Origin of the sequence: Yoonia sp. TsM2_T14_4 (genome assembly GCF_049602355.1) — a bacterium.
Taxonomy (GTDB): domain Bacteria; phylum Pseudomonadota; class Alphaproteobacteria; order Rhodobacterales; family Rhodobacteraceae; genus Yoonia; species Yoonia vestfoldensis_A.
The window spans coordinates 2386975-2405977 of record NZ_CP187137.1; the positions used below are offsets into that span (position 1 = coordinate 2386975).

Below are 19003 nucleotides of genomic sequence, written 5' to 3' on the forward strand. Positions count from 1 at the left end.
GTCACAGCCGCGCGGGAAACCCCGGCGCGCGCAGATCGGTCTGCAACAAATCTTCGAGCAGCTTTACGATCATCGGGGATTGCGCATCGCCGCCATAGGCCGCGCGCGCGGCGACATAGGTCTGTTCCGTCGCCCCTGCCAGATCCAGCGGCACGCCGAATTCGCGCCCGAAATCCAGCGCGAACCCCAGATCCTTCAACGCCAGATCAATGTTGAACGCGATGTCATAGGACCCGTTCAAGACCAGCGCCCCTTCGGTTTCATGCACAAAGGAATTGCCCGACGACGCCTTGATCGCATGCCACGCCTGCCCAAGATCAAGCCCGCCACGTTTGGCCAGCATCAGCGCCTCGCCGCAGGCCTTGAGATGGATAAAGGCCAGCATATTGGTGATGACCTTGATGATCGACGCAGACCCAAGCGGCCCCATGTGGAACACCTGATTGCCGATGGCTTGCAGCGCGGGCAGATGCAGGTCGAACATATCCTTGTCGCCCCCCGCCAGCATGGTGATCTGGCCTTGCGCCGCCAGATGCACGCCGCCGGTGACGGGCAGTTCCATCATCCGCACGCCCGCTGCCGCCGCCTGTTGCGCAAAGGCCAGCACATCGTCGCGGCCAAGCGTGGACATTTCGATCCAATGCGCGCCGGGTTTCATCACGGGCAAGATGCGCGCCAGCACCTGTGCCGTGACGGCAGGCGACGGCAGGCAGGTGATGACATGGTCAACCGATGCCGCCACCGCCTCTGGCGTGTCGGCCCAATGCGCACCGGCGGCGCAGACCGCATCGCCAGCAGACCGGTTCAGATCGGTGACGGTCAGCTCCATGCCCGCACGCAGCAGACTGGCCGCGCAATGCCCGCCCAGATTGCCCAGCCCGATATAGCCGTAATGCATCGCGCGCCCCTTATTCGAAATAAATGCGGTAATCCGCACGGATTGCGGCGTCGACATCCACGTCGATCTGCCGCCCCGCCTTGGCCAGAATGGTATTCTTGCGCGCAATCGCCTTGTCCAGCAGCATGGGCCGGTCCGCCTCGACCCATTCCTTGGGGCTCATCCGGTTGCCAAGAACGGGATAAATATACTCCGTCTGCATCAGTTGCAGCGTCTGGTCAGACCCAAGGTAATGGCCCGCGCCATCAAGGCAGACGGCCTTCATCGCCTCGATCGAGGTGCTGTCCTCGGTCACGTCGATCCCGCGCACGCAGCGCATGACCTGCCCCAGAATATCATCGCCCAATACCAGCGATTCCAGACAGAACCCGAGCAGGGAGGCATGCATCCCCACGGCCTCGTAAACCATGTTCAGCCCCGACAGGCCCGCGAGGACATTGGTGATCCCCTGTTCCCAACCCGCCTGCATGTCGGGCAGCTTGCTGTCGGAAATCCCCGCCGCGGCCCCCCCCGGCAGGCCATAGAAATGATGCATTTGCGCGCAGCCCGCCGTCAGCAGCGCCTGTTCGGCTGATCCGCCCGACATTGCCCCCGTGCGCAGGTCCGACACAAACGGCCATGTGCCGAAAATCGCCGGATGCCCCGGTGCCATGGCATTGACATAGACAACACCCGCCAGACATTCCGCCACCGCCTGCACGATGGCCAGCGCGATAGGTGCCGGTGCCGTCGCCCCCGCCTGCCCTGCCGATAGCAACAGCACGGGCATGCCGCCGCGAATGCAGCTTTCCATCGCCATGCAGCTTTCCTCGGCGAATTTCATCGGCGGGACGACAAAGCAATTGGAATTGGAAATGAATGGCCGCGCGCGCCATGCCGCCTCGCCCCCTGCGATGCGGTGGATCATGTCAAAACCGGGGGCCACATGCGACGGGTCGCTGAAGGACGTGCCGACATGTTTGGTGGTGCCCGAACAGCAGGCATAGATCGTGTTCAGATCCATCTCGAGGTTATCAAGAACATCGCGGCAGACCATCGCCCGCTGAAAGAAATGCACATTCTCAAGGTTGTGGGTGATCCGTGCGGCATCGAACAGGTCTTGCGCCGTGCTGTCACGGTAGGTGTTGGTCGCAAGGTCCACGATATGCACCGCCGCCCCCGCCGTGCCGAAATGCACGTTGGTGCCGGATAGGTGCAGGTCGTGTTTCGGGTCGCGGCCGAACAGGGTGATATCGCGCGCGGCCTTAGCCAGCATATCTTCGACCAAGGCACGCGGAAACCGCAGCCGCCCGTCATCACCAAGGATTGCACCGGCGCGGGTCATGATCTCGATCCCCGATTGCGGGGCTTGGGACAGGCCGATCTGTTCCAGCGCATCAAGGGCTGCGTGATGGATGCGCAGCACCTCGGCATCGGTCAGAACCTTGAGCCGGCCACCCGGCATACCCGCACGCACCGGGCGCTTGTCCTCGGCCAAGGGTGCGCTGCGCAAGGCGACCCGCGCGGCGCGGCCACCGCTGCGGGATTTCAGTTGGATCGTGTCAGACATGGGCAACTCCACAACGGATATGCCGCGATCCTGCGCGCAAACCACGAATCTGGCAATCAGGCATTTCGGTTGTTATTGATCGGTATCACCGATTAGGGCAGAGTAATTTCCATGCAGATAGAATTGATCGAAGCCTTCCTTGATCTGTGCGAAACCCGCAGCTTCAACCAGACAGCCGAGCGGTTGGGCGTGACGCAATCCACAATCTCTGGCCGGATCAAGGCGCTGGAAAAGGCGATAGGCCGGCCGCTGTTCACCCGTTCACGCGCAGGCACCGCGCTGACCACCGAAGGTCTGCGGTTCGAACCCCATGCCCGCAGCCTGCGGCACAGCTGGATCACCGCGCTGAATGCCACGCGCGACAGCGGGATCGCGGGGGTGACGATGCGGATCGGGTTGCAGCACGACCTTGTCGGCATGGCGATCAGCGCGCTGATCGGGCAATTCCGCGCCGCTTTGCCCGATACGGTGTTTTTCTTCGAGGCCGATTATTCCGCGCAAATGTGCGCCGATCTGGTGACGGGCGCACAGGATGTGGCGGTGCTTTACACCCCGAAAATCCACCCCGATCTGTATTTCCAGACCTTGGGAGAGGTGCCTTACCTGATGGTTTCCACCCATGCCACCCGCCTGACCGAGGTGCGCGCCGACAGCTATATCCTTGCAAATTATGCCCCCGCCTTTGCACAAAGCCATGCGGCCCTGCTGCCCGACCTGACCAATGTATCGCTATCCATCGGGCAGAATGCGGCGATGGTTGATTTGGTCACATCACTCGAAGGCAGCGCCTATGTGCTGGCCCCCTCTGCCCAAGCGCTGATCGCCGCAGGCCAATGCCATCTGGTCACGGATGCGCCGGTCATCACCCAGCCGGTTTTTGCCGGTGTCACCCTGCGCAACCGGCACCGTGCAGCCTATCGCCGGATGGTGCGGATAGTGGACGGCCATTTCGGATCATCAGCGCCAACGACCGCAGGCCGGTCGTTGCGGATGACGCGCGGCAGCGCGCACTGACTGCGGCAGATCGCCCTTGCAACGCGCGACGCATTGACGAACAAAAGAAGAACATTAATATGGGATCATGGTAAAAATGACCCTGCAAGACAAGCTCGCGATTCTGTCGGATGCCGCGAAATATGACGCCTCCTGTGCCTCGTCTGGGGGTGAAAGGCGGGATTCGCGCAAGGGTGGGCTGGGGTCATCGGGCGGGGCAGGCATTTGCCATGCCTATACGCCGGACGGGCGCTGCATATCGCTGCTCAAAATCCTGATGACGAATTTTTGCATTTTCGACTGCGCCTATTGCATCAACCGCGTGTCCTCGAACGTGGAACGGGCAAGGTTTTCTGTCGAAGAGGTCGTGACCCTGACGTTGGAATTCTATCGGCGCAATTACATCGAAGGGCTGTTTTTATCCTCGGGCATCATCAAATCGCCAGACCAGACGATGGGTGATATGGCGCGGATCGCGAAAAGCCTGCGGGTGGATCATGGCTTTCGCGGCTATATCCATCTGAAAACCATCCCCGATGCAGCGCCGGAACTGATTAAGGAGGCGGGGCTTTACGCGGATCGTCTGTCGATCAACGTGGAACTGCCGCAGGATGCATCCTTGCGTAAATTCGCCCCCGAAAAGCGCCCCGAAACCATACGCGCCAGCATGGCGCAGGTGCGGCTGGAAGGCGAGGCCGCCAAGGACAAATCCCACACCGGCAAACGCCCGCCAAAGTTTGCGCCTGCAGGCCAAAGCACGCAGATGATCGTCGGCGCGGACGGCACCGATGACGTGACGATCCTGAACAGCGCGACGCGGCTTTATTCCGGCTATAAACTGCGGCGGGTCTATTATTCCGCCTTCTCCCCGATCCCCGATGCGTCTGTCATGCTGCCGCTGGTGCAGCCGCCTTTGGTGCGCGAACATCGGCTGTATCAGGCAGATTGGCTGCTGCGGTTCTACGGTTTCACCGCACAGGAGATTGCGACAGGCACCAACGCCGGCCATCTTGATCTGGAACTGGACCCCAAACTGGCTTGGGCGCTTCAGCACCGCGCGCAGTTTCCGGTCGATGTGAACCGTGCCAGCCGCGATATGCTGCTGCGTGTGCCGGGTTTCGGCACGCGGATCGTGGACCGGATCATCGCGGCACGGCGCAATGGCGCCTTGCGCTACGAAGATCTGGTGCGCATGGGTGCGCTGATGAAAAAGGCCAAGGCGTTCGTCACCATGCCCGGCTGGACGCCTGCTGCAATGACCGACAGCGTGGATTTGCGCGCGCGGTTTGCGCCACCGCCCCAACAATTGCAGCTGATTTGACCTATGCCGTCACACTGCCTGATCTTGGCCCGCTGGACGCATGGCGCAATGCGGCACGGATCGCCATTTCGCACCGGATCACGCCCGATCTGATCGACTGGTCGGGGGGTGGCGGATTGTTTGCAGCTAGCCCCCTGCCCGACCAGCAAGGGCCGCATCAGGCCAAGGTGCCTGCCGCATTCTTCGACATGGCGAAATCCGCGATCTGGCACAAATCGCCCGACCGTGCGGCGTTGCTTTATCAGGCGTTGTGGCGGATCGACCGGCGCGATGGCGATCCTTTGTCGTCCGCCGATCCGCTCGGGCGGCGGTTGCAACTATTGGCCAAAAACGTGCGCCGCGACATTCACAAGATGCATGCTTTCGTGCGGTTCCGCGAATTGCCCGGCGACAGCGCCCGCCGCCGTTTCGCGGCGTGGTTCGAACCTGAACACCATACCTTGGAACCCGGTGTGCCGTTCTTTGCCAAACGGTTTGCCGATATGGACTGGATGATCGCCACGCCGGACCTGACCGCGTATTTCGAAGGCGGTCAGTTACGGTTTGGCCCCGCCGCCGCCCGCCCCGATCTACCCGATGATGCGTCCGAATCCCTTTGGGCCACTTATTTCGCCAATATCTTTAACCCCGCACGGATCAAGCTGGATGCGATGCGATCCGAGATGCCCAAGAAATACTGGAAAAACCTGCCCGAAACCGCGCTGATCCCCGCGATGCTGAAAGACGCCGAAGCCCGCGTGCAGCGGATGCGCGCGGCTGGCAGCACCCCTGCGCGCCCCGGTGCGGCGGCGGTTTCCACCCGCTACCGTGCCGCGATGCCGCAGGCGGTGGATTTACCCGATAGCTTGGATCAGGCGCGCGAGGCCGCCCTGCAATGCCGCCGCTGCACTCTTTGCGAAAAGGCGACGCAGACGGTCTGGGGGACAGGTGCGCCGGATGCCGCGCTGATGATCGTGGGCGAACAACCAGGTGACCGCGAAGATTTGGAAGGCAAGCCCTTTGTCGGCCCTGCGGGGCAGGTCTTGCAGCAGGCGATGGCTGCGGCGGGGGTTGATCCCGCTGCCACCTGGCTGACCAATGCGGTCAAGCATTTCAAATTTACCGCACGCGGAAAAAGGCGCATGCACCAATCGCCTGACCGCGCCGAAATCGACCATTGCCGCTGGTGGTTGGGGCTGGAACTGGGGTTTGTGCAACCGAAACTGACGGTCGCACTGGGTGCAACGGCGGCCTATGCGCTGACGGGCAATGCCGCCCCGATGGCTGACCGGCAGGGCAGGATCGAACAGGGCCTGCACAACGGCCCGGTGCTGGTGACATGGCATCCATCCTATATCCTGCGCCTGACAGACGCAGCGGCACAGGCCACAGCACGCGCCGATCTGACAGCCGCCCTTTACGAAGCGGCGCGCCGCGCCACTTAGCACGTGATGCAGACCAAAGGTGCCAAGTGACCCGACCAGATGACAGATTACGCGGCACGCCCGTCCCGACAGGCCGCGCGAACCGCCTTTTGCGTATGGGCGGGATCGCTGCGGGGATCGCGGGCGGTGTCGCATCAGGCGGTTTGCGGCGTCTGGCCAGCGGGCAGCGCCCCGGCATGGCCGATCTGTTGCTGACGCCCGCCAATGCGCTGCGGCTGACAGATGGGCTGTCACAGATGCGCGGTGCCGCGCTGAAGATGGGGCAGATGCTGTCGATGGACACGGGTGTCGTGTTGTCACCCGAGCTGACCGCGATCTTGGCGCGGTTGCGCGATGATGCCCGCCACATGCCACCCAAGCAGCTCCAAGGCGCACTGAACACGCAATGGGGAGAAGGCTGGCGCAAGCGTTTTGTCGCCTTCGACGTGCGCCCCTTTGCCGCCGCCTCCATCGGGCAGGTGCATCGCGCCACGACGCATGATGGCCGCGATCTGGCGATCAAAGTGCAATATCCGGGCGTGCGCGCCAGTATCGACAGCGATGTGGACAATATCGCAGGGCTGATGCGCCTGCCCGGCCTGTTGCCGCGCGGCATGGATATCGCCCCGCTGCTGGCCGCCGCGAAACAGCAATTGCACGAAGAGGCCGATTACAGCGCCGAAGCCGCGCATTTGCGCCGTTTTGGCGACCTGTTGGCAGGGTCGGAGGCTTTCATGGTCCCACAGGTGCAGGCGGATTTCAGCACTGATGCGGTGCTGGCCATGACCTATATCGCGGCTGATCCCATCGATGTACTGGTGGATGCGCCGCAGGATATCCGCGACCGCGCCGCACGCGATCTGATCAATCTGGTGTTGCGCGAACTCTTCACCTTTGGCGCGATGCAGACCGACCCCAACCTTGCCAATTACCGCTTGGACCGCGAAACAGGCCGGATCGTCCTGCTGGATTTCGGGGCGGTGCGCGGGATCAATCCTGCGCAACAGGGCGCGTTCCGCAACCTGATGAACGCGGGGCTGGATGATGACAGCGAGGCGATCAGGCAGGCGATGCTGGATATCGGCTATTTCGGCACGGCCACGCCGCCGCAGCATCAGGACCTCATCAAAGCGATGTTCGACACCGCGATGGTGCCTTTGCGGCAGGATGCGCCGTTCGATTTCGGCACGACCGATCTGTTGGAACGGCTCCGCGATATGGGCATGGTCATCGGCAATGACCGCGACCTGATGCACGTGCCCCCCGCCGAGACGCTATTTTTGCACCGCAAGATCGGCGGCATGTATCTGCTTGCCACCAAACTGCGCGCGCGGGTCAATCTGCGCGCGCTTCTGGAAAACTACCGCACAGGACCCCTGACCGATGACGCATAAACCAGACACCGCCACCGTGATCGTGATCGGCGCTGGCATCACCGGACTGACCGCCGCGCGCAGGCTGGCGGATGCCGGACGCGCCGTGCTGGTGCTGGACAAGGGTCGCGGCATCGGCGGGCGTGTGGCGACACGGCGGGCAATGGGCCTGCATTTCGACCATGGCGCGCAATATGTCAGCGCCAAGGATGCGGGTTTTGCGGCCGTGCTGGGCGAACTCGCCGCAAGCGGGCATGTCGGCGCATGGCAGACGGGGCTTGTCGGCACGCCCGGCATGTCGGCGCTGGCCAAGGGGATCGGCGCAGGGCTGAGCGTGCGGCAAGAGGCGCTCGTCACAGGGCTGTCGCGTGATGGCGAAGGCTGGCGGGTGCATCTGGAGGATGAGGTGCTGCCCGCATCGCGTGTGATCTGCACCGTCCCCACCCCGCAAGTGGCGGGCATCATCGGCGCGGATCACCCCTTAGTCACAGGGCTGACGGATGTCGCCTATGCGCCAAACCTGACGCTGATGGCAGCGATCGACGGGCCTGCGCCCTTTGTAACCGCGCGCGACGCAAGCGCCGATCTGGCGTGGATCGCGCAGGACAGCACCAAGCCTGACCGCCCGCAGGGGTCGTTGGCCTGGGTGGCGCAGGCCAGCACCGCCTTTAGCGAAACCCATTTGGAACTGGACAAGGAGGCTCTCGCCGATCTGCTGCTGCCTTTGCTGCTGGACCGGCTGGGCGCGCATATGACGCAGGTCCGCTATGCTGCCGCGCATCGGTGGCGCTATGGGCAGGTGACGCAGGCCTTCGGCGCGCCTTTTCTGCGCGATGATACCGCAACGCTCTATCTGGGCGGCGACTGGTGCCTTGGGCCAAAGGTCGAGGATGCCTGGACCAGTGGCACATCAATCGCTGACGATATGTTGGCGCACCATGCTAGCTGATCCGCGCATCGCCCGGCTGATCGTCTTGATCCGTGCGGCCTTGCGCCCGCCCGCCGGGGCAGGACGGATCGCATTCGCGTTGACACTGGGCCTGATCTGTCACGCGACCTTTGCCGCCGCCGTGCTGGCGATGATTGCAGCCATGTTCTTTGGCTTGAGCGCCAGCTTCGGCACCGTGCCCTGGCCTTGGGCCGCACTGGCCAATGCCGCGCTGATCGCGCAATTCCCGCTGGCGCATTCGTTATTTCTGTCAGCACGTGGCAGCAAATGGCTTGTCCGGCTGATCCCCGGACCACATGGCGCGACGGTGGCGACAACGACCTATGCGATCATCGCCTCGGCGCAATTGCTGGCGCTTTTCGCGCTTTGGACACCATCTGGGATCATCTGGTGGCGCGCCGATGGGGCGGCTTTCTGGGCGATCAGCGCCGCCTATGCCGCCAGCTGGCTGGTGCTGATCAAAGCCAGCTTTGATGCAGGTGCCGAGGTGCAATCGGGTGCCTTGGGCTGGATGTCGCTGATGGCGCGGATCAGGCCGGTGTTTCCCGACATGCCGACGCGGGGCCTGTTCGCGCTGATCCGCCAGCCGATCTATGTGGCTTTCGCACTGACGCTGTGGACCGTGCCGGTCTGGACGCCCGATCAACTGGTGCTGGCGGCCAGCTATACCGCCTATTGCCTGCTGGCCCCGCGGATGAAGGAACGGCGCTTCGCGCGCCGCTATGGCGCGGACTTTGCGCGCTACAAGGCGGATGTGCCCTATGCGCTACCGCGATTGAAAAAGGACAAACCCCATGCGCAATGATCTGACGATCTATGACACCTATGCCGACAAATGGTGGTCGGATGATATCCGCTGGGTGAGGACGCTGAAAAACCTTGTCCCCGGCCGGTTGAAACATTTCGACACCCTGATCGACTGGCAGGGCAAGGACGTTCTGGATCTGGGCTGTGCGGGTGGTTTCATGGCCGAGGCTTTGGCCAAACGCGGCGCGCAGGTCACCGGCATCGACCCCGCCAGTGATGCGATCACCGCCGCGCGCCAGCATGCGCAGACCGAAGGATTGCGCATCGCCTATGACGTGGGCGTGGGCGAGGCGCTGCCCTATGACGCCGCCGGTTTTGATGCGGTGGTCTGCGTCGATGTGCTGGAACACGTCACCGACCTGCAAAAAGTGATGTTTGAGGTCGCGCGCGTGCTGCGCCCCGGCGGGCTGTTTTTGTTCGACACGATCAATCGCAACCCATTGGCGCGACTGGCCACGATCACCGTGGCCGAGGATATCCTGCGCCTGCTGCCGCGCGGCACGCATGATCCGGCAATGTTCATCAAGCCCGCTGAATTGCGCACCGCGATGGGGACGGCAGGGCTGGTGCCTTCGCGGTTTACCGGATTGGGACCGCGCGGCGTGAACCGGCGGCTGGACCTGACCTTTGGGCCCTTGCCGCTGACGGCGATCCTTTACATGGGCCATGCCCACAAACCGGAGACGACATGACCCTGACCCTTGCGATCCTTGCCACCGCGCTGCTGTTCGGCGGCATGGTGCTCTATTCCTTCGGCTTTGCTGCCTTTGTATTTTCCGCCCTGCCCGGCCCTGTGGCAAGTGCCGCATTGCGGCAGGCGTTTCCGCATTTTTATCTGTTTGTCATCGGATCAGCGACGCTGGCTGCGTTATTTCTGGTCTGGCACGACCAAACCGGTGCCGCACTGCTGGCATTGATCGCTGTGACAACGGTGCCTGCGCGACAAATCCTGATGCCTGCAATCAACACAGCCACCGACACCGGCGCAAAGGGCCGCTTCAAGGCTCTGCACGGGTTCAGCGTGGCAGTGACGCTGGCGCATATCGTGCTGGCGGGCATCGTACTGGCGCGGTTCGCATGACCGGGACACCCGCCGATCTGGATCCCGCCACGATCAGCGAGATCATCGAAATGGCGCTGAGCGATCACACCAGTTTCGCCCAGATCCGCGATCTGCACGGTCTGTCGCCTGATCAGGTCAAGGCGCTGATGCGCAGCGAACTTGCGCCCGGCAGCTATCGTGCGTGGCGCAAGCGCGTGCGCCAATTCGGTGACAGGCGGGCGAATCACAAATAAACCGCCCAAGCAAGGCGCAAAACCGGGTTGATCGCGCCAGTCAGCCAAGTTTGCCCATGCGTTTCCTGATCTGTGTGATATTTCAAGATCATGGACATCATTCTCATCACAACGGTGATCGCATCCCTGTTCCTGCTGATCGGCGTGGCAGAGCCGCTGGCCGACCGGCTGCGCGTGCCGTTCACGGTGATCCTTGCCTTGCTGGGCGTCGCCATCGCCAGCGCTGCGCTGTTTTTCCTGCGCACCGACCTGACCAATGCGCTGAACCCGTTGGCCGAGGCGATCCTTGGCCTGCCGATCCGGTCCAACGTGTTCCTGTATGTCTTTTTGCCGACCCTGCTGTTTCAGGCGACATTGGGCATGAACCTGCGGCGGATGCTGGATGATTGGGTGCCGATCCTTGTGCTGGCGGTGGTGGCGGTGGTCGTGGCCACGGTCACGGTCGGCTTTGCGCTGTCCATGGTCAGCGCCCTGCCGCTGGCGGCCTGCCTTTTGGTCGGGGCTATTGTATCAACAACCGATCCGTCGGCGGTGGTATCGAATTTCCGGTCGATTTCCGCGCCACAGCGCCTGAGCCGCATCATCGAAGGCGAAAGCCTGCTGAACGATGCCGCCGCCATCGCGCTGTTCGGATTGTTCATGGGCTTTGTCATGCTGGGTGTCCCCGACCCCAACCTGGGCGAAGCACTTGCGCGGTTTCCGGTCCTGATCTTCGGCGGTGCGCTGGCGGGCTGGTTCGTAGCAAGAATAGCTGTCTGGCTGATGGCGCTGTTTGCACGGTTCGAACTGGCGCAAATCTCGGTATCCGTCGCACTGCCCTATCTGGCCTATATCGGTGCGGAACAGATGATCGGTGCATCAGGCGTGATCGCGGTCGTGACAGCCGGACTGACACTGAACCTGACCGGCCCCAGCCGCCTGGCGCCGCAATCATGGACCAATCTGCGCGAGGTCTGGGGATTGCTCGCGCATTGGGCGGGGGCGCTGATCTTTGTGCTGGCCGCCCTGTTCATCCCGCGTCTGCTAGAAGAAGCGCGCCCCAGCGATTTTGCCTTGATCGCCGTCGTCATCGTGGCGGCCATCGCCGCGCGCGTCGTGATCCTGTTCGGGTTGTTGCCACTGCTGACACTGCTGCGGGCCTCGCCGCCCGTCGACCGGCCTTACCGCGTTGCGATCCTGTGGGGCGGGTTGCGCGGGGCGGTGACGCTCGCATTGGCGCTGGCCGTCACCGAAAGCACGCGTGTCCCGCTCGAGGTCAAGCGCGTGGTCGGCATCCTTGCCACGGGCTTCACGCTGTTCACGCTGATCGTCCAAGGGTCGAGCCTGCGCTGGGTCATCGCCCAACTGGGCCTTGACCGGCTGTCGCCCATCGACGACGCGCTGTCGCGGCAGGTGGTGGCCGTTGCATTGCAGACCGTGCGCGAAGATGTGGCGCGCACGACCGAAAACTACGAACTCTCGCGCGAGATTGTCCGCTCCGAGGCAAAGCGTTTCGGCGAACGGCTGGATGATGCTGTCAAACAAGCCGAAGAAAGCGCCGATCTGCTGGACCGTGACCGGATCACACTGGGGCTGATCGCGCTGGCGGGACACGAACGCGACACGATTCTTGACCGTGTGCGCGACAGGACAATTTCGGCGCGGATGGCCGAACAGGTGCTGGCCGATGCCGAACGTCTGATCGAAGGCGCGCGGTCCGGCGGGCGTAGCGGCTATCAGCGCGCCGCAAAACGCTCGGTCACCTATGGGCGCGCATTCCGCGCGGCGGTGGTTCTGCACAACCGGCTGAAACTGTCGATACCACTGGCGCGGATGACGGCGGACAGGTTCGAATTCCTGCTGTCGCAACGGCTGATCCTGCGCGATCTGGACGTGTTTATCGACGGGCGTATCCGCCGCATTCACGGCCGCCGCGTGGCGGATTTGTTGCAGGAACTGCTGGCCCGCCGGATCGACCTGGTGGAAACCGCGCTGGAAGGGCTGCGCCTGCAATATCCTGGCTATGCCGAAGAACTGGAACGCCGGTTCATCCGGCGCACGGTGCTGCGGCTGGAAGAACGCGAATATGCCGCGATGCGCGACGACGGGCTGATCGGGGCCGAGGTTTATACCACGCTGGCACAGGATCTGGCGCAGCGCAGGGCGGCAGCGGAAACGCGCCCGCCGCTGGATATCGCGCCGCAAAGGTCCGATCTGGTCCGGCAACTGCCGCTTTTTGCCGATCTGGATGACGCCACGCTGAAACAACTGGGCCGCGCGTTCCAGACGATCTATGCCAATGCCGACGATATCCTGATCCGCAAGGACAACGCCGCCAAACGGGTGTTCTTTATTGCCACGGGTGCGGTGGAATTGCAGGTCGCGGGCCAGACATGGCGGCTTGGGCCGGGCGAGATGTTCGGCCAGATGGCGATCTTGATGCAGAAACCGCGCCGCGCCCTCGTGCGCGCGATTGCGCCATCCACCCTGCTGGTGCTGGACGAGGACAGGTTCCGCCGCTTGCTCAAGCGCAGCGACACGTTGCAGCAGGCTGTGCGCGCCAGCGCCGAAAAGCGCGGGATCGCGCCTGAACGGCTGCTGGCGGACATCACAGCGGCCACACCACCAGCAATAGCGGAAGACTGACCGCCACCACCACCAATTCAAGCGGCAGGCCAAGACGCCAGTAATCGCCGAAACCGAACCCACCCGGGCCAAGGATCAGCGTGTTGTTCTGGTGCCCGATGGGGGTCAGAAACGCGCAGGACGCGCCAATCGCCACCGCCATCAGGAAACTGTCGGGGTTCACGCCCAAGGTCGCCGCGATCCCGATGGCAATCGGGCAAAGGACAGCCGCTGTCGCGGCGTTATTCATCACATCGGACAGGAACATCGTGGTGATCAACACGACTGCCAAGGCCGCGACGGCATTGCCCTGTGCAACCGTACCGACCAGAAACTGCGCCAGCACATCGGCAGCCCCCGTCGATTGCAGCGCCCCCGCCACCGGGATCAGCGCCCCCAAAAGCACGATCACCGGCCAGTCGATCGCGGTATAAATGCTGCGTGGCGGCACCGTGCGAAAGACCATCGTCGCCACCACCCCCAGCGTGAACGCCGCCGCCGCAGGCAACAGCCCAAAGCTGACAATTGCGACCGATGCCAGCATGATTGCCCCCGCGATCAGCGCCATACGCTTATCAGGGATGCGCAGATCGCGTGCGCCCAACGGCACACATCCGGTCTCATTGGCGAAATCCGACAGCGCCTCGGCCGGACCCTGCATCATCAGCAGATCACCGGACTTCAGCTTGAGCATGCGTAGCCGCGCGCGCGGCGGATGCCCTGCCCGCGCCACGGCCAACAGGTTCAAGCCGTAGCGCGTGCGCAGCCGCAGATCCCGCGCCGACCGCCCGACGATACTGGACGCCGGCAGCACAGCCAGTTCACGCAGAACGACATCGCCGTCGCGCTTGGACTTGCCGCTATCGTCATCGGGCTTGTCCGGTTTATCTGCTTGGGGCGCAGAAGACTTTTGTTCTTCCAGCGTAATACCGAACACCGACAAAGTTTCCGCCAGCGCCTCGACATCGGCTTCCATGACCAGAATATCGCCGGCATGAATGCGCCGTCTGCCATGCGGCGCGGTGATCCGCACATCATTGCGGACCATGCCGATGACCTGCGCGTCACTATCGGCGATCTCGCTTTCAAAGGCGCGCAGGGTCAGGCCGACCGCCTTGCTGTCGTCGGGTACGCGGACCTCGGTCATATAGGCACCTGTCGCAAAATCGCCGTCTGCCACCGCCTTGCGCCGTGGCACCAGCCGCCAGCCGATCACGATGATGAAGATCACACCGCACAGGGCGACAGCCACACCCACGGGCGCAAAGTCGAACATGGCAAACTGGCCCAGCCCCGCCTGCGCGCGGAAACCCGACACGATCAGGTTGGGCGGCGTGCCGATCAGCGTGGTCATGCCGCCAAGGATCGTCGCAAAGGCCAGCGGCATCAGCACCTGCCCCGGCGTCATATCCAACCTGCCGGACACTTGCACCGCCACGGGCATCAGCAGCGCCATCGCGCCTACGTTGTTCATGAACCCCGACAGCAGCGCCCCCAGCCCCATCAGCGCCGCAAGGCTGGCGGTGCGCCCCGCCGCGCGCGGCAGGATCGTGCGCGCCAGCCAATCGACTGCACCGGTGGTTTGCAGACCTTGACTGAGGATCAGCACGCAGGCGACGGTGATCACCGCCGGATGCGCGAAACCGGCAAAGGCGGCATCAGCCGGGACCAGCCCCGCGATGACGCAGGCCATCAGCGACGCCAGCGCCACGACATCATGCCGGAACTTCCCCCACAAAAACAGCGCCATGGTCGCGACAAGAATCGCGATGATCAGCAATTGTGGTGTGTCCATCGTGGCGACCTTCCTGAATAGGCATAGACAACACAGCCCCTTGGACCGCAGTTACGCCTCTTGGCGCAGCACAAGCAACGGCCGGATCACGCAGCGCAGCGCGATCGGCGGGTTTGTTTTGACGTGGGCGCGCTGGGGAAGGCCTGCAATGGCCCTGCGGTCATCGCGGTTGCGTCAGATGATCATCTGGTCCTGCGCGGGCCAAAGGCATCATTCCTCAAAAGATCGATGCCTCCGGCGGGGATATTTGGGCTCGGAAGATGTAAAGCGTCAGCGCATCAGCACGACCGGCACCTTGCAGGCCCGGATCATCGCCGTGGTGGTAGACCCGATCACAAGGCTGCGAATCCGGCTGTGCCCATAGGCGCCCATCACCAGCATGTCGTAACCTTGGGTGTCCACCAGATCGGCCAATGCCTTTTCGGGCTGGCCTGGCAGGACGGATGTTGCCGCCTCCAGCCCTGCGGCTTTCAGCATCGCCTTGGCATTGGCAAGGCCTTTTTCCACCTCGGCGGAGGCCGCGCCAACGGTGACGACATGGATGGACAGGCCCTGAAACAGCGGGCTGCGCGCGATGTGATCCACCGCTTTCATCGCGGATGCGCCGCCATCATAGGCGACCAGCACGCGTGCAATCGGCTTGAAGGCGCGCGATGCGACGAACACGGGGCGTGTGCTGGTGCGCACGATCCGTTCAAGGTTGGACCCCAGATGGCCCTTGGCGAAATCCGCATCCTCGCCACGTTTGCCGACGATGATGACACGGGCATCGCCTTCGACTTCGGCCACCGCCTCGACGACGTCGCCATGGCGCAGGCGGGTGTTGATGCCGGTCACGCCATCCTTGTCCAGAATGGCCTGCGCATCATCCAAAATGGCACGGCCACGATGGCTCATCAGTTTGGAGCGTTGCGCGTCGAGTTCGGCCAGTTCCTGCAACAGCGCCGTGCGCGCGCCCAGCGCAATCGCGCCGGAATGGTCACGCTTGCCCGATGTGTCGCGCGGGCCCAACACATGGATCAGGTCCACCGCAGCCCCCGTACGCTCGGCGATCCAGGCGGCATGGTGGCAGACGCTTTCGGAATAAATCGACCCGTCGATGAAGGCCACGATCTTTTGTGTCGGTGTCATATCCGTCTCCTTAATGCGCCATCAACTTGTCTATCGCGCCCGGCTTGTCATGGATGGCAAGCTTGTCCACGATGGTTTCTGACGCTGTGTTCATCCCGACGATATCCACCTCGGCCCCATCGCGGCGGAATTTCAGCACCGCCATGTCCAGCGCCTGCACGGAACTGATGTCCCAGATATGCGCGCCGCTGACGTCGATGATGACCCTGTCCAGCGCCTCTTTGAAATCGAAGGCGTTCATGAAATCCTCGACCGAGCCATAGAACAGCTGGCCTTCGACGACATAGGTCCGTTCGCGCCCGTCCGTGGACATGGTCGTTGTGACCTTGAACAATTGCGCGATCTTGCCGGCAAAGAAGATGCCCGAAAGCAGCACACCCACCAGCACCCCGATGGCAAGGTTGTGGGTATATACCACCGTCACCACCGTGGCGATCATCACGATCGAGGATGATCGCGGATGCGTCCGCAGCGATTTGATCGAGGACCACGAAAACGTGCCGATGCTGACCATGATCATGATCGCCACCAAGGCGGGCATCGGGATCTGGCTGACCAGATCGTCCAGAAACACCACGAGGATCAGCAGGACCACACCCGCCGTGAAGCAGGACAACCGTCCGCGCCCGCCGGATTTGACGTTGATGATCGACTGGCCGATCATCGCGCAACCCGCCATGCCGCCAATGAAACCCGTTGCAGTGTTGGCGATGCCTTGGCCAATACATTCCTGATTACGGTTGGATTTCGTGTCTGTCAGATCATCGACGATGTTTTGTGTCATCAGGCTTTCCAGCAGGCCCACGATAGCAACCGCGATGGAATAGGGCAGGATGATCATCAGCGTCTCGAATGTCAGCGGGATCTGCGGGATCAGGAACACCGGCAGCGTATCGGGCAATGCGCCCATATCGCCCACGGTGCGCACATCCCAGCCAAAGACCATGACCAGCGCTGTCAGCACCACGATGGTGACCAGCGGTGACGGGATCGCCTTGGTCAAAAGCGGAAACAGATAGATGATCGCAAGCCCTGCGGCCACCAGCACATAGGTCAGCCATGTTACGACCCCGGGGTCAAGCTCGGGCAATTGCGCCATGAAGATCAAGATCGCCAGCGCGTTCACAAAACCCGTCATCACCGATTTCGACACATAGCGCATGACAAAGCCCAGCCGCAGGATACCCGCGCCGATCTGGATCAGTCCGGCCAGCACAGTTGCGGCCAGCAGATATTCCAGCCCGTAATCGCGCACCAATGTCACCATCAGAACGGCGGTCGCTGCGGTGGCGGCAGAAATCATGCCAGGCCGCCCGCCCGTGATCGCTGTCAGCACCGCGATCGAGAAACTAGCGTAAAGCCCCACCTTGGGGTCAACGCCCGCGATGATGGAAAAGGCGATCGCCTCGGGGATCAGGGCAAGGGCGACGACCAGCCCCGCCAACAGGTCAGCGCGGATATTGCCCGTCCACTGGGTGCGGTACGCATCGAGAGAAATCATGTAAATCTTTCCTGTCCGGCAGCAGCGCGCCGGCAACGTCTGGTTTTGACAGGTTGTCCGGCGGATAGGCGGCCGGAAGAGCCACCCGAGGTCACCCCCAGGTCCATGTTTGCCCGCCGTGATATACACGAAACAACGCGCGGGCCAACCCTCTTGACCAGATAAGGCACGGCGGGCATTTGCGCGCTCTTGCGTTTGCGGGGTTTCTTTTCCCGTCAGGTTCCGCTCACAATGCGACAAACCTTAGGAAAGACGATGCCATGACCACCAAACCCACCCTGCTGATCCCCCGCAAACTGGCCGATGCCGTGCTGGACCGCGCGCGTGAAAGCTATGACGTGATCCTGAACGCGGACGATCATGTCCTGACGCGCGATGAACTGATCGCCGCCTGCCAAAATGTCGACGCCGTCCTGCCTTGCCATTCGGAACATTTCAGCGCGGACGTCATCGCCGCCCTGCCCGACCGGCTGCGGATCATCGCCAACCATTCCGTTGGCGTCGATCATGTCGATCTGCCCGCTGCCAAGGCGCGCGGGATCGCTGTGACAAACACGCCCGATGTGCTGTCGGATGCCACTGCCGAAATTGCCATGCTGTGCATGCTGGGTGCCGCACGGCGCGGGTCCGAGGGCGACCGGATGGTGCGCGAAGGGCGCTGGAATTTCTGGTCGCCGTCTTTCATGGTCGGCAGGCAGGTCACCGGACGCCGGTTTGGCGTGCTGGGCATGGGCCGTGTCGGCCAGATCACGGCAGACCGCGCGCGCGGTTTTGGGATGGAAATCCATTACCACAACCGCAGCCGCCTAAGCCCCGACAAGGAAAAAGGCGCCGTGTTTCATGACACAATCGACAGCCTGCTGGCAGTGTCGGATGTGTTGTCGCTGCATTGTCCGGCCAGTGCCGATACCACCGGCCTGATCAACGCCCGTACATTGGCGCTGCTGCCGGAACGGGCGATTCTGGTGAATACCGCACGCGGCGCGCTGGTGGACGAAGATGCGCTGGTCGCGGCGCTGACAAGCGGGCGGTTGTTCGCGGCGGGACTTGATGTGTTTCGCACCGAACCGGGCGGCAACACCGCGCTGGCGCAGCTGGATAACGTGTTTATGTTACCGCATATCGGCTCCGCCACATTCGAGACGCGCGATGCGATGGGATTCCGTGCGCTCGACAACCTTGATTCATTTTTTGCCGGGGCGGCACCGCTTGACCGTCTGGTGTGATCATCATGACAGTCGCGTGTGATCAGCCGCACCGCCGAACGCCCTTGAGTTGTATAAAATCTTAATTTTCTGACGTGTTAGCGCAAACGCACGGGCAAAGGGCGCTTCGACACTTGCTTTTCGAAAATTGGTGATTAAACCTGACCACCTCGATGTC

General features: G+C 62.7%; 16 protein-coding genes and 1 other annotated feature. Of the genes, 11 read left to right on the plus strand and 5 right to left on the minus strand.

The genetic code is table 11. The features are described 5' to 3' along the window. Position 1: 1 nt before the first annotated feature. Positions 2 to 898, minus strand: coding sequence for an NAD(P)-dependent oxidoreductase (locus ACPF9B_RS11855; protein ID WP_424177607.1), 897 nt, complete (start codon positions 896 to 898; stop codon positions 2 to 4). Between the two features lie 10 nt (positions 899 to 908). After that, positions 909 to 2447, minus strand: coding sequence for a trimethylamine methyltransferase family protein (locus tag ACPF9B_RS11860; protein ID WP_424177609.1), 1539 nt, complete (start codon positions 2445 to 2447; stop codon positions 909 to 911). A 111-nt stretch (positions 2448 to 2558) separates the two neighbouring features. Between ACPF9B_RS11860 and ACPF9B_RS11865 the strand changes: the two genes are divergently transcribed. The 10 genes from ACPF9B_RS11865 to ACPF9B_RS11910 all read left to right on the plus strand — a co-directional run bounded on the left by ACPF9B_RS11865 (position 2559) and on the right by ACPF9B_RS11910 (position 13214). Then, positions 2559 to 3461: a LysR family transcriptional regulator gene (locus ACPF9B_RS11865; protein WP_007206667.1), complete on the plus strand. Its 903-nt coding sequence runs from the start codon at positions 2559 to 2561 to the stop codon at positions 3459 to 3461. Between the two features lie 67 nt (positions 3462 to 3528). Continuing rightward, entirely contained in the window at positions 3529 to 4761 is a 1233-nt protein-coding gene (locus ACPF9B_RS11870; protein WP_424177612.1) for a putative DNA modification/repair radical SAM protein, read from the plus strand. Further along, positions 4758 to 6185 carry a UdgX family uracil-DNA binding protein gene (locus tag ACPF9B_RS11875; RefSeq protein ID WP_424177614.1) on the plus strand — a complete coding sequence of 476 codons (1428 nt, stop codon included), beginning with the start codon at positions 4758 to 4760 and terminating at the stop codon, positions 6183 to 6185. Before ACPF9B_RS11870 ends, ACPF9B_RS11875 begins: the two co-directional genes overlap by 4 nt. Before the next feature lie 26 nt (positions 6186 to 6211). Further along, a complete protein-coding gene (locus tag ACPF9B_RS11880; protein WP_424177616.1) occupies positions 6212 to 7558 on the plus strand; it encodes an ABC1 kinase family protein in 1347 nt (448 codons plus the stop codon). Beyond that, a complete protein-coding gene (locus ACPF9B_RS11885) occupies positions 7548 to 8486 on the plus strand; it encodes an NAD(P)/FAD-dependent oxidoreductase (RefSeq protein ID WP_424177618.1) in 939 nt (312 codons plus the stop codon). The genes ACPF9B_RS11880 and ACPF9B_RS11885 overlap by 11 nt, the downstream gene beginning before the upstream one ends. Then, on the plus strand, positions 8476 to 9291 hold the full coding sequence (locus ACPF9B_RS11890) for a methyltransferase family protein (RefSeq protein WP_424177620.1): 816 nt from the start codon (positions 8476 to 8478) through the stop codon (positions 9289 to 9291). Before ACPF9B_RS11885 ends, ACPF9B_RS11890 begins: the two co-directional genes overlap by 11 nt. Next, positions 9281 to 9985 (plus strand): bifunctional 2-polyprenyl-6-hydroxyphenol methylase/3-demethylubiquinol 3-O-methyltransferase UbiG, encoded by a 705-nt coding sequence (ubiG, locus tag ACPF9B_RS11895; RefSeq protein WP_007206661.1) that lies wholly within the window; start codon positions 9281 to 9283, stop codon positions 9983 to 9985. Before ACPF9B_RS11890 ends, ubiG begins: the two co-directional genes overlap by 11 nt. Next, entirely contained in the window at positions 9982 to 10374 is a 393-nt protein-coding gene (locus tag ACPF9B_RS11900; RefSeq protein ID WP_007206660.1) for a DUF4149 domain-containing protein, read from the plus strand. The genes ubiG and ACPF9B_RS11900 overlap by 4 nt, the downstream gene beginning before the upstream one ends. Beyond that, positions 10371 to 10589 carry a DUF2805 domain-containing protein gene (locus ACPF9B_RS11905; RefSeq protein WP_424177623.1) on the plus strand — a complete coding sequence of 73 codons (219 nt, stop codon included), beginning with the start codon at positions 10371 to 10373 and terminating at the stop codon, positions 10587 to 10589. The genes ACPF9B_RS11900 and ACPF9B_RS11905 overlap by 4 nt, the downstream gene beginning before the upstream one ends. Positions 10590 to 10679: 90 nt before the next feature. Next, entirely contained in the window at positions 10680 to 13214 is a 2535-nt protein-coding gene (locus ACPF9B_RS11910) for a cation:proton antiporter (RefSeq protein ID WP_007206657.1), read from the plus strand. Here ACPF9B_RS11910 and ACPF9B_RS11915 read toward each other — a convergent pair. The 3 genes from ACPF9B_RS11915 to ACPF9B_RS11925 all read right to left on the minus strand — a co-directional run bounded on the left by ACPF9B_RS11915 (position 13177) and on the right by ACPF9B_RS11925 (position 17620). Continuing rightward, positions 13177 to 14988 (minus strand): SLC13 family permease, encoded by a 1812-nt coding sequence (locus tag ACPF9B_RS11915; RefSeq protein WP_424177626.1) that lies wholly within the window; start codon positions 14986 to 14988, stop codon positions 13177 to 13179. The genes ACPF9B_RS11910 and ACPF9B_RS11915 overlap by 38 nt on opposite strands. A 270-nt stretch (positions 14989 to 15258) precedes the next feature. Beyond that, a complete protein-coding gene (locus ACPF9B_RS11920; RefSeq protein ID WP_007206654.1) occupies positions 15259 to 16119 on the minus strand; it encodes a universal stress protein in 861 nt (286 codons plus the stop codon). Positions 16120 to 16129: 10 nt separating this feature from the next. Next, positions 16130 to 17620, minus strand: a complete 1491-nt coding sequence (locus ACPF9B_RS11925) for a SulP family inorganic anion transporter (protein ID WP_424177628.1) — start codon at positions 17618 to 17620, stop codon at positions 16130 to 16132. 51 nt (positions 17621 to 17671) lie between these two features. Continuing rightward, positions 17672 to 17728, minus strand: a sequence feature (sul1 is cis-regulatory element that is thought to sense ions involved in sulfur or methionine metabolism; They are found in Alphaproteobacteria). Between the two features lie 152 nt (positions 17729 to 17880). On the opposite strand from ACPF9B_RS11925, the gene ACPF9B_RS11930 reads away from it, so the two are divergent. Beyond that, positions 17881 to 18846 (plus strand): 2-hydroxyacid dehydrogenase, encoded by a 966-nt coding sequence (locus ACPF9B_RS11930; RefSeq protein WP_424177630.1) that lies wholly within the window; start codon positions 17881 to 17883, stop codon positions 18844 to 18846. Positions 18847 to 19003 lie beyond the last annotated feature (157 nt).

What these genes read in the sequence shown, in the direction of transcription:
- ACPF9B_RS11855 (WP_424177607.1), bottom strand. Translation starts at nt 898, where the DNA reads ATGCATTACGGCTATATCGGGCTGGGCAATCTGGGCGGGCATTGCGCG.
- ACPF9B_RS11860 (WP_424177609.1), bottom strand. Translation starts at nt 2,447, where the DNA reads ATGTCTGACACGATCCAACTGAAATCCCGCAGCGGTGGCCGCGCCGCG.
- ACPF9B_RS11865 (WP_007206667.1), top strand. Translation starts at nt 2,559, where the DNA reads ATGCAGATAGAATTGATCGAAGCCTTCCTTGATCTGTGCGAAACCCGC.
- ACPF9B_RS11870 (WP_424177612.1), top strand. Translation starts at nt 3,529, where the DNA reads ATGGTAAAAATGACCCTGCAAGACAAGCTCGCGATTCTGTCGGATGCC.
- ACPF9B_RS11885 (WP_424177618.1), top strand. Translation starts at nt 7,548, where the DNA reads ATGACGCATAAACCAGACACCGCCACCGTGATCGTGATCGGCGCTGGC.
- ACPF9B_RS11890 (WP_424177620.1), top strand. Translation starts at nt 8,476, where the DNA reads ATGCTAGCTGATCCGCGCATCGCCCGGCTGATCGTCTTGATCCGTGCG.
- ubiG (WP_007206661.1), top strand. Translation starts at nt 9,281, where the DNA reads ATGCGCAATGATCTGACGATCTATGACACCTATGCCGACAAATGGTGG.
- ACPF9B_RS11900 (WP_007206660.1), top strand. Translation starts at nt 9,982, where the DNA reads ATGACCCTGACCCTTGCGATCCTTGCCACCGCGCTGCTGTTCGGCGGC.
- ACPF9B_RS11905 (WP_424177623.1), top strand. Translation starts at nt 10,371, where the DNA reads ATGACCGGGACACCCGCCGATCTGGATCCCGCCACGATCAGCGAGATC.
- ACPF9B_RS11910 (WP_007206657.1), top strand. Translation starts at nt 10,680, where the DNA reads ATGGACATCATTCTCATCACAACGGTGATCGCATCCCTGTTCCTGCTG.
- ACPF9B_RS11915 (WP_424177626.1), bottom strand. Translation starts at nt 14,988, where the DNA reads ATGGACACACCACAATTGCTGATCATCGCGATTCTTGTCGCGACCATG.
- ACPF9B_RS11920 (WP_007206654.1), bottom strand. Translation starts at nt 16,119, where the DNA reads ATGACACCGACACAAAAGATCGTGGCCTTCATCGACGGGTCGATTTAT.
- ACPF9B_RS11925 (WP_424177628.1), bottom strand. Translation starts at nt 17,620, where the DNA reads ATGATTTCTCTCGATGCGTACCGCACCCAGTGGACGGGCAATATCCGC.
- ACPF9B_RS11930 (WP_424177630.1), top strand. Translation starts at nt 17,881, where the DNA reads ATGACCACCAAACCCACCCTGCTGATCCCCCGCAAACTGGCCGATGCC.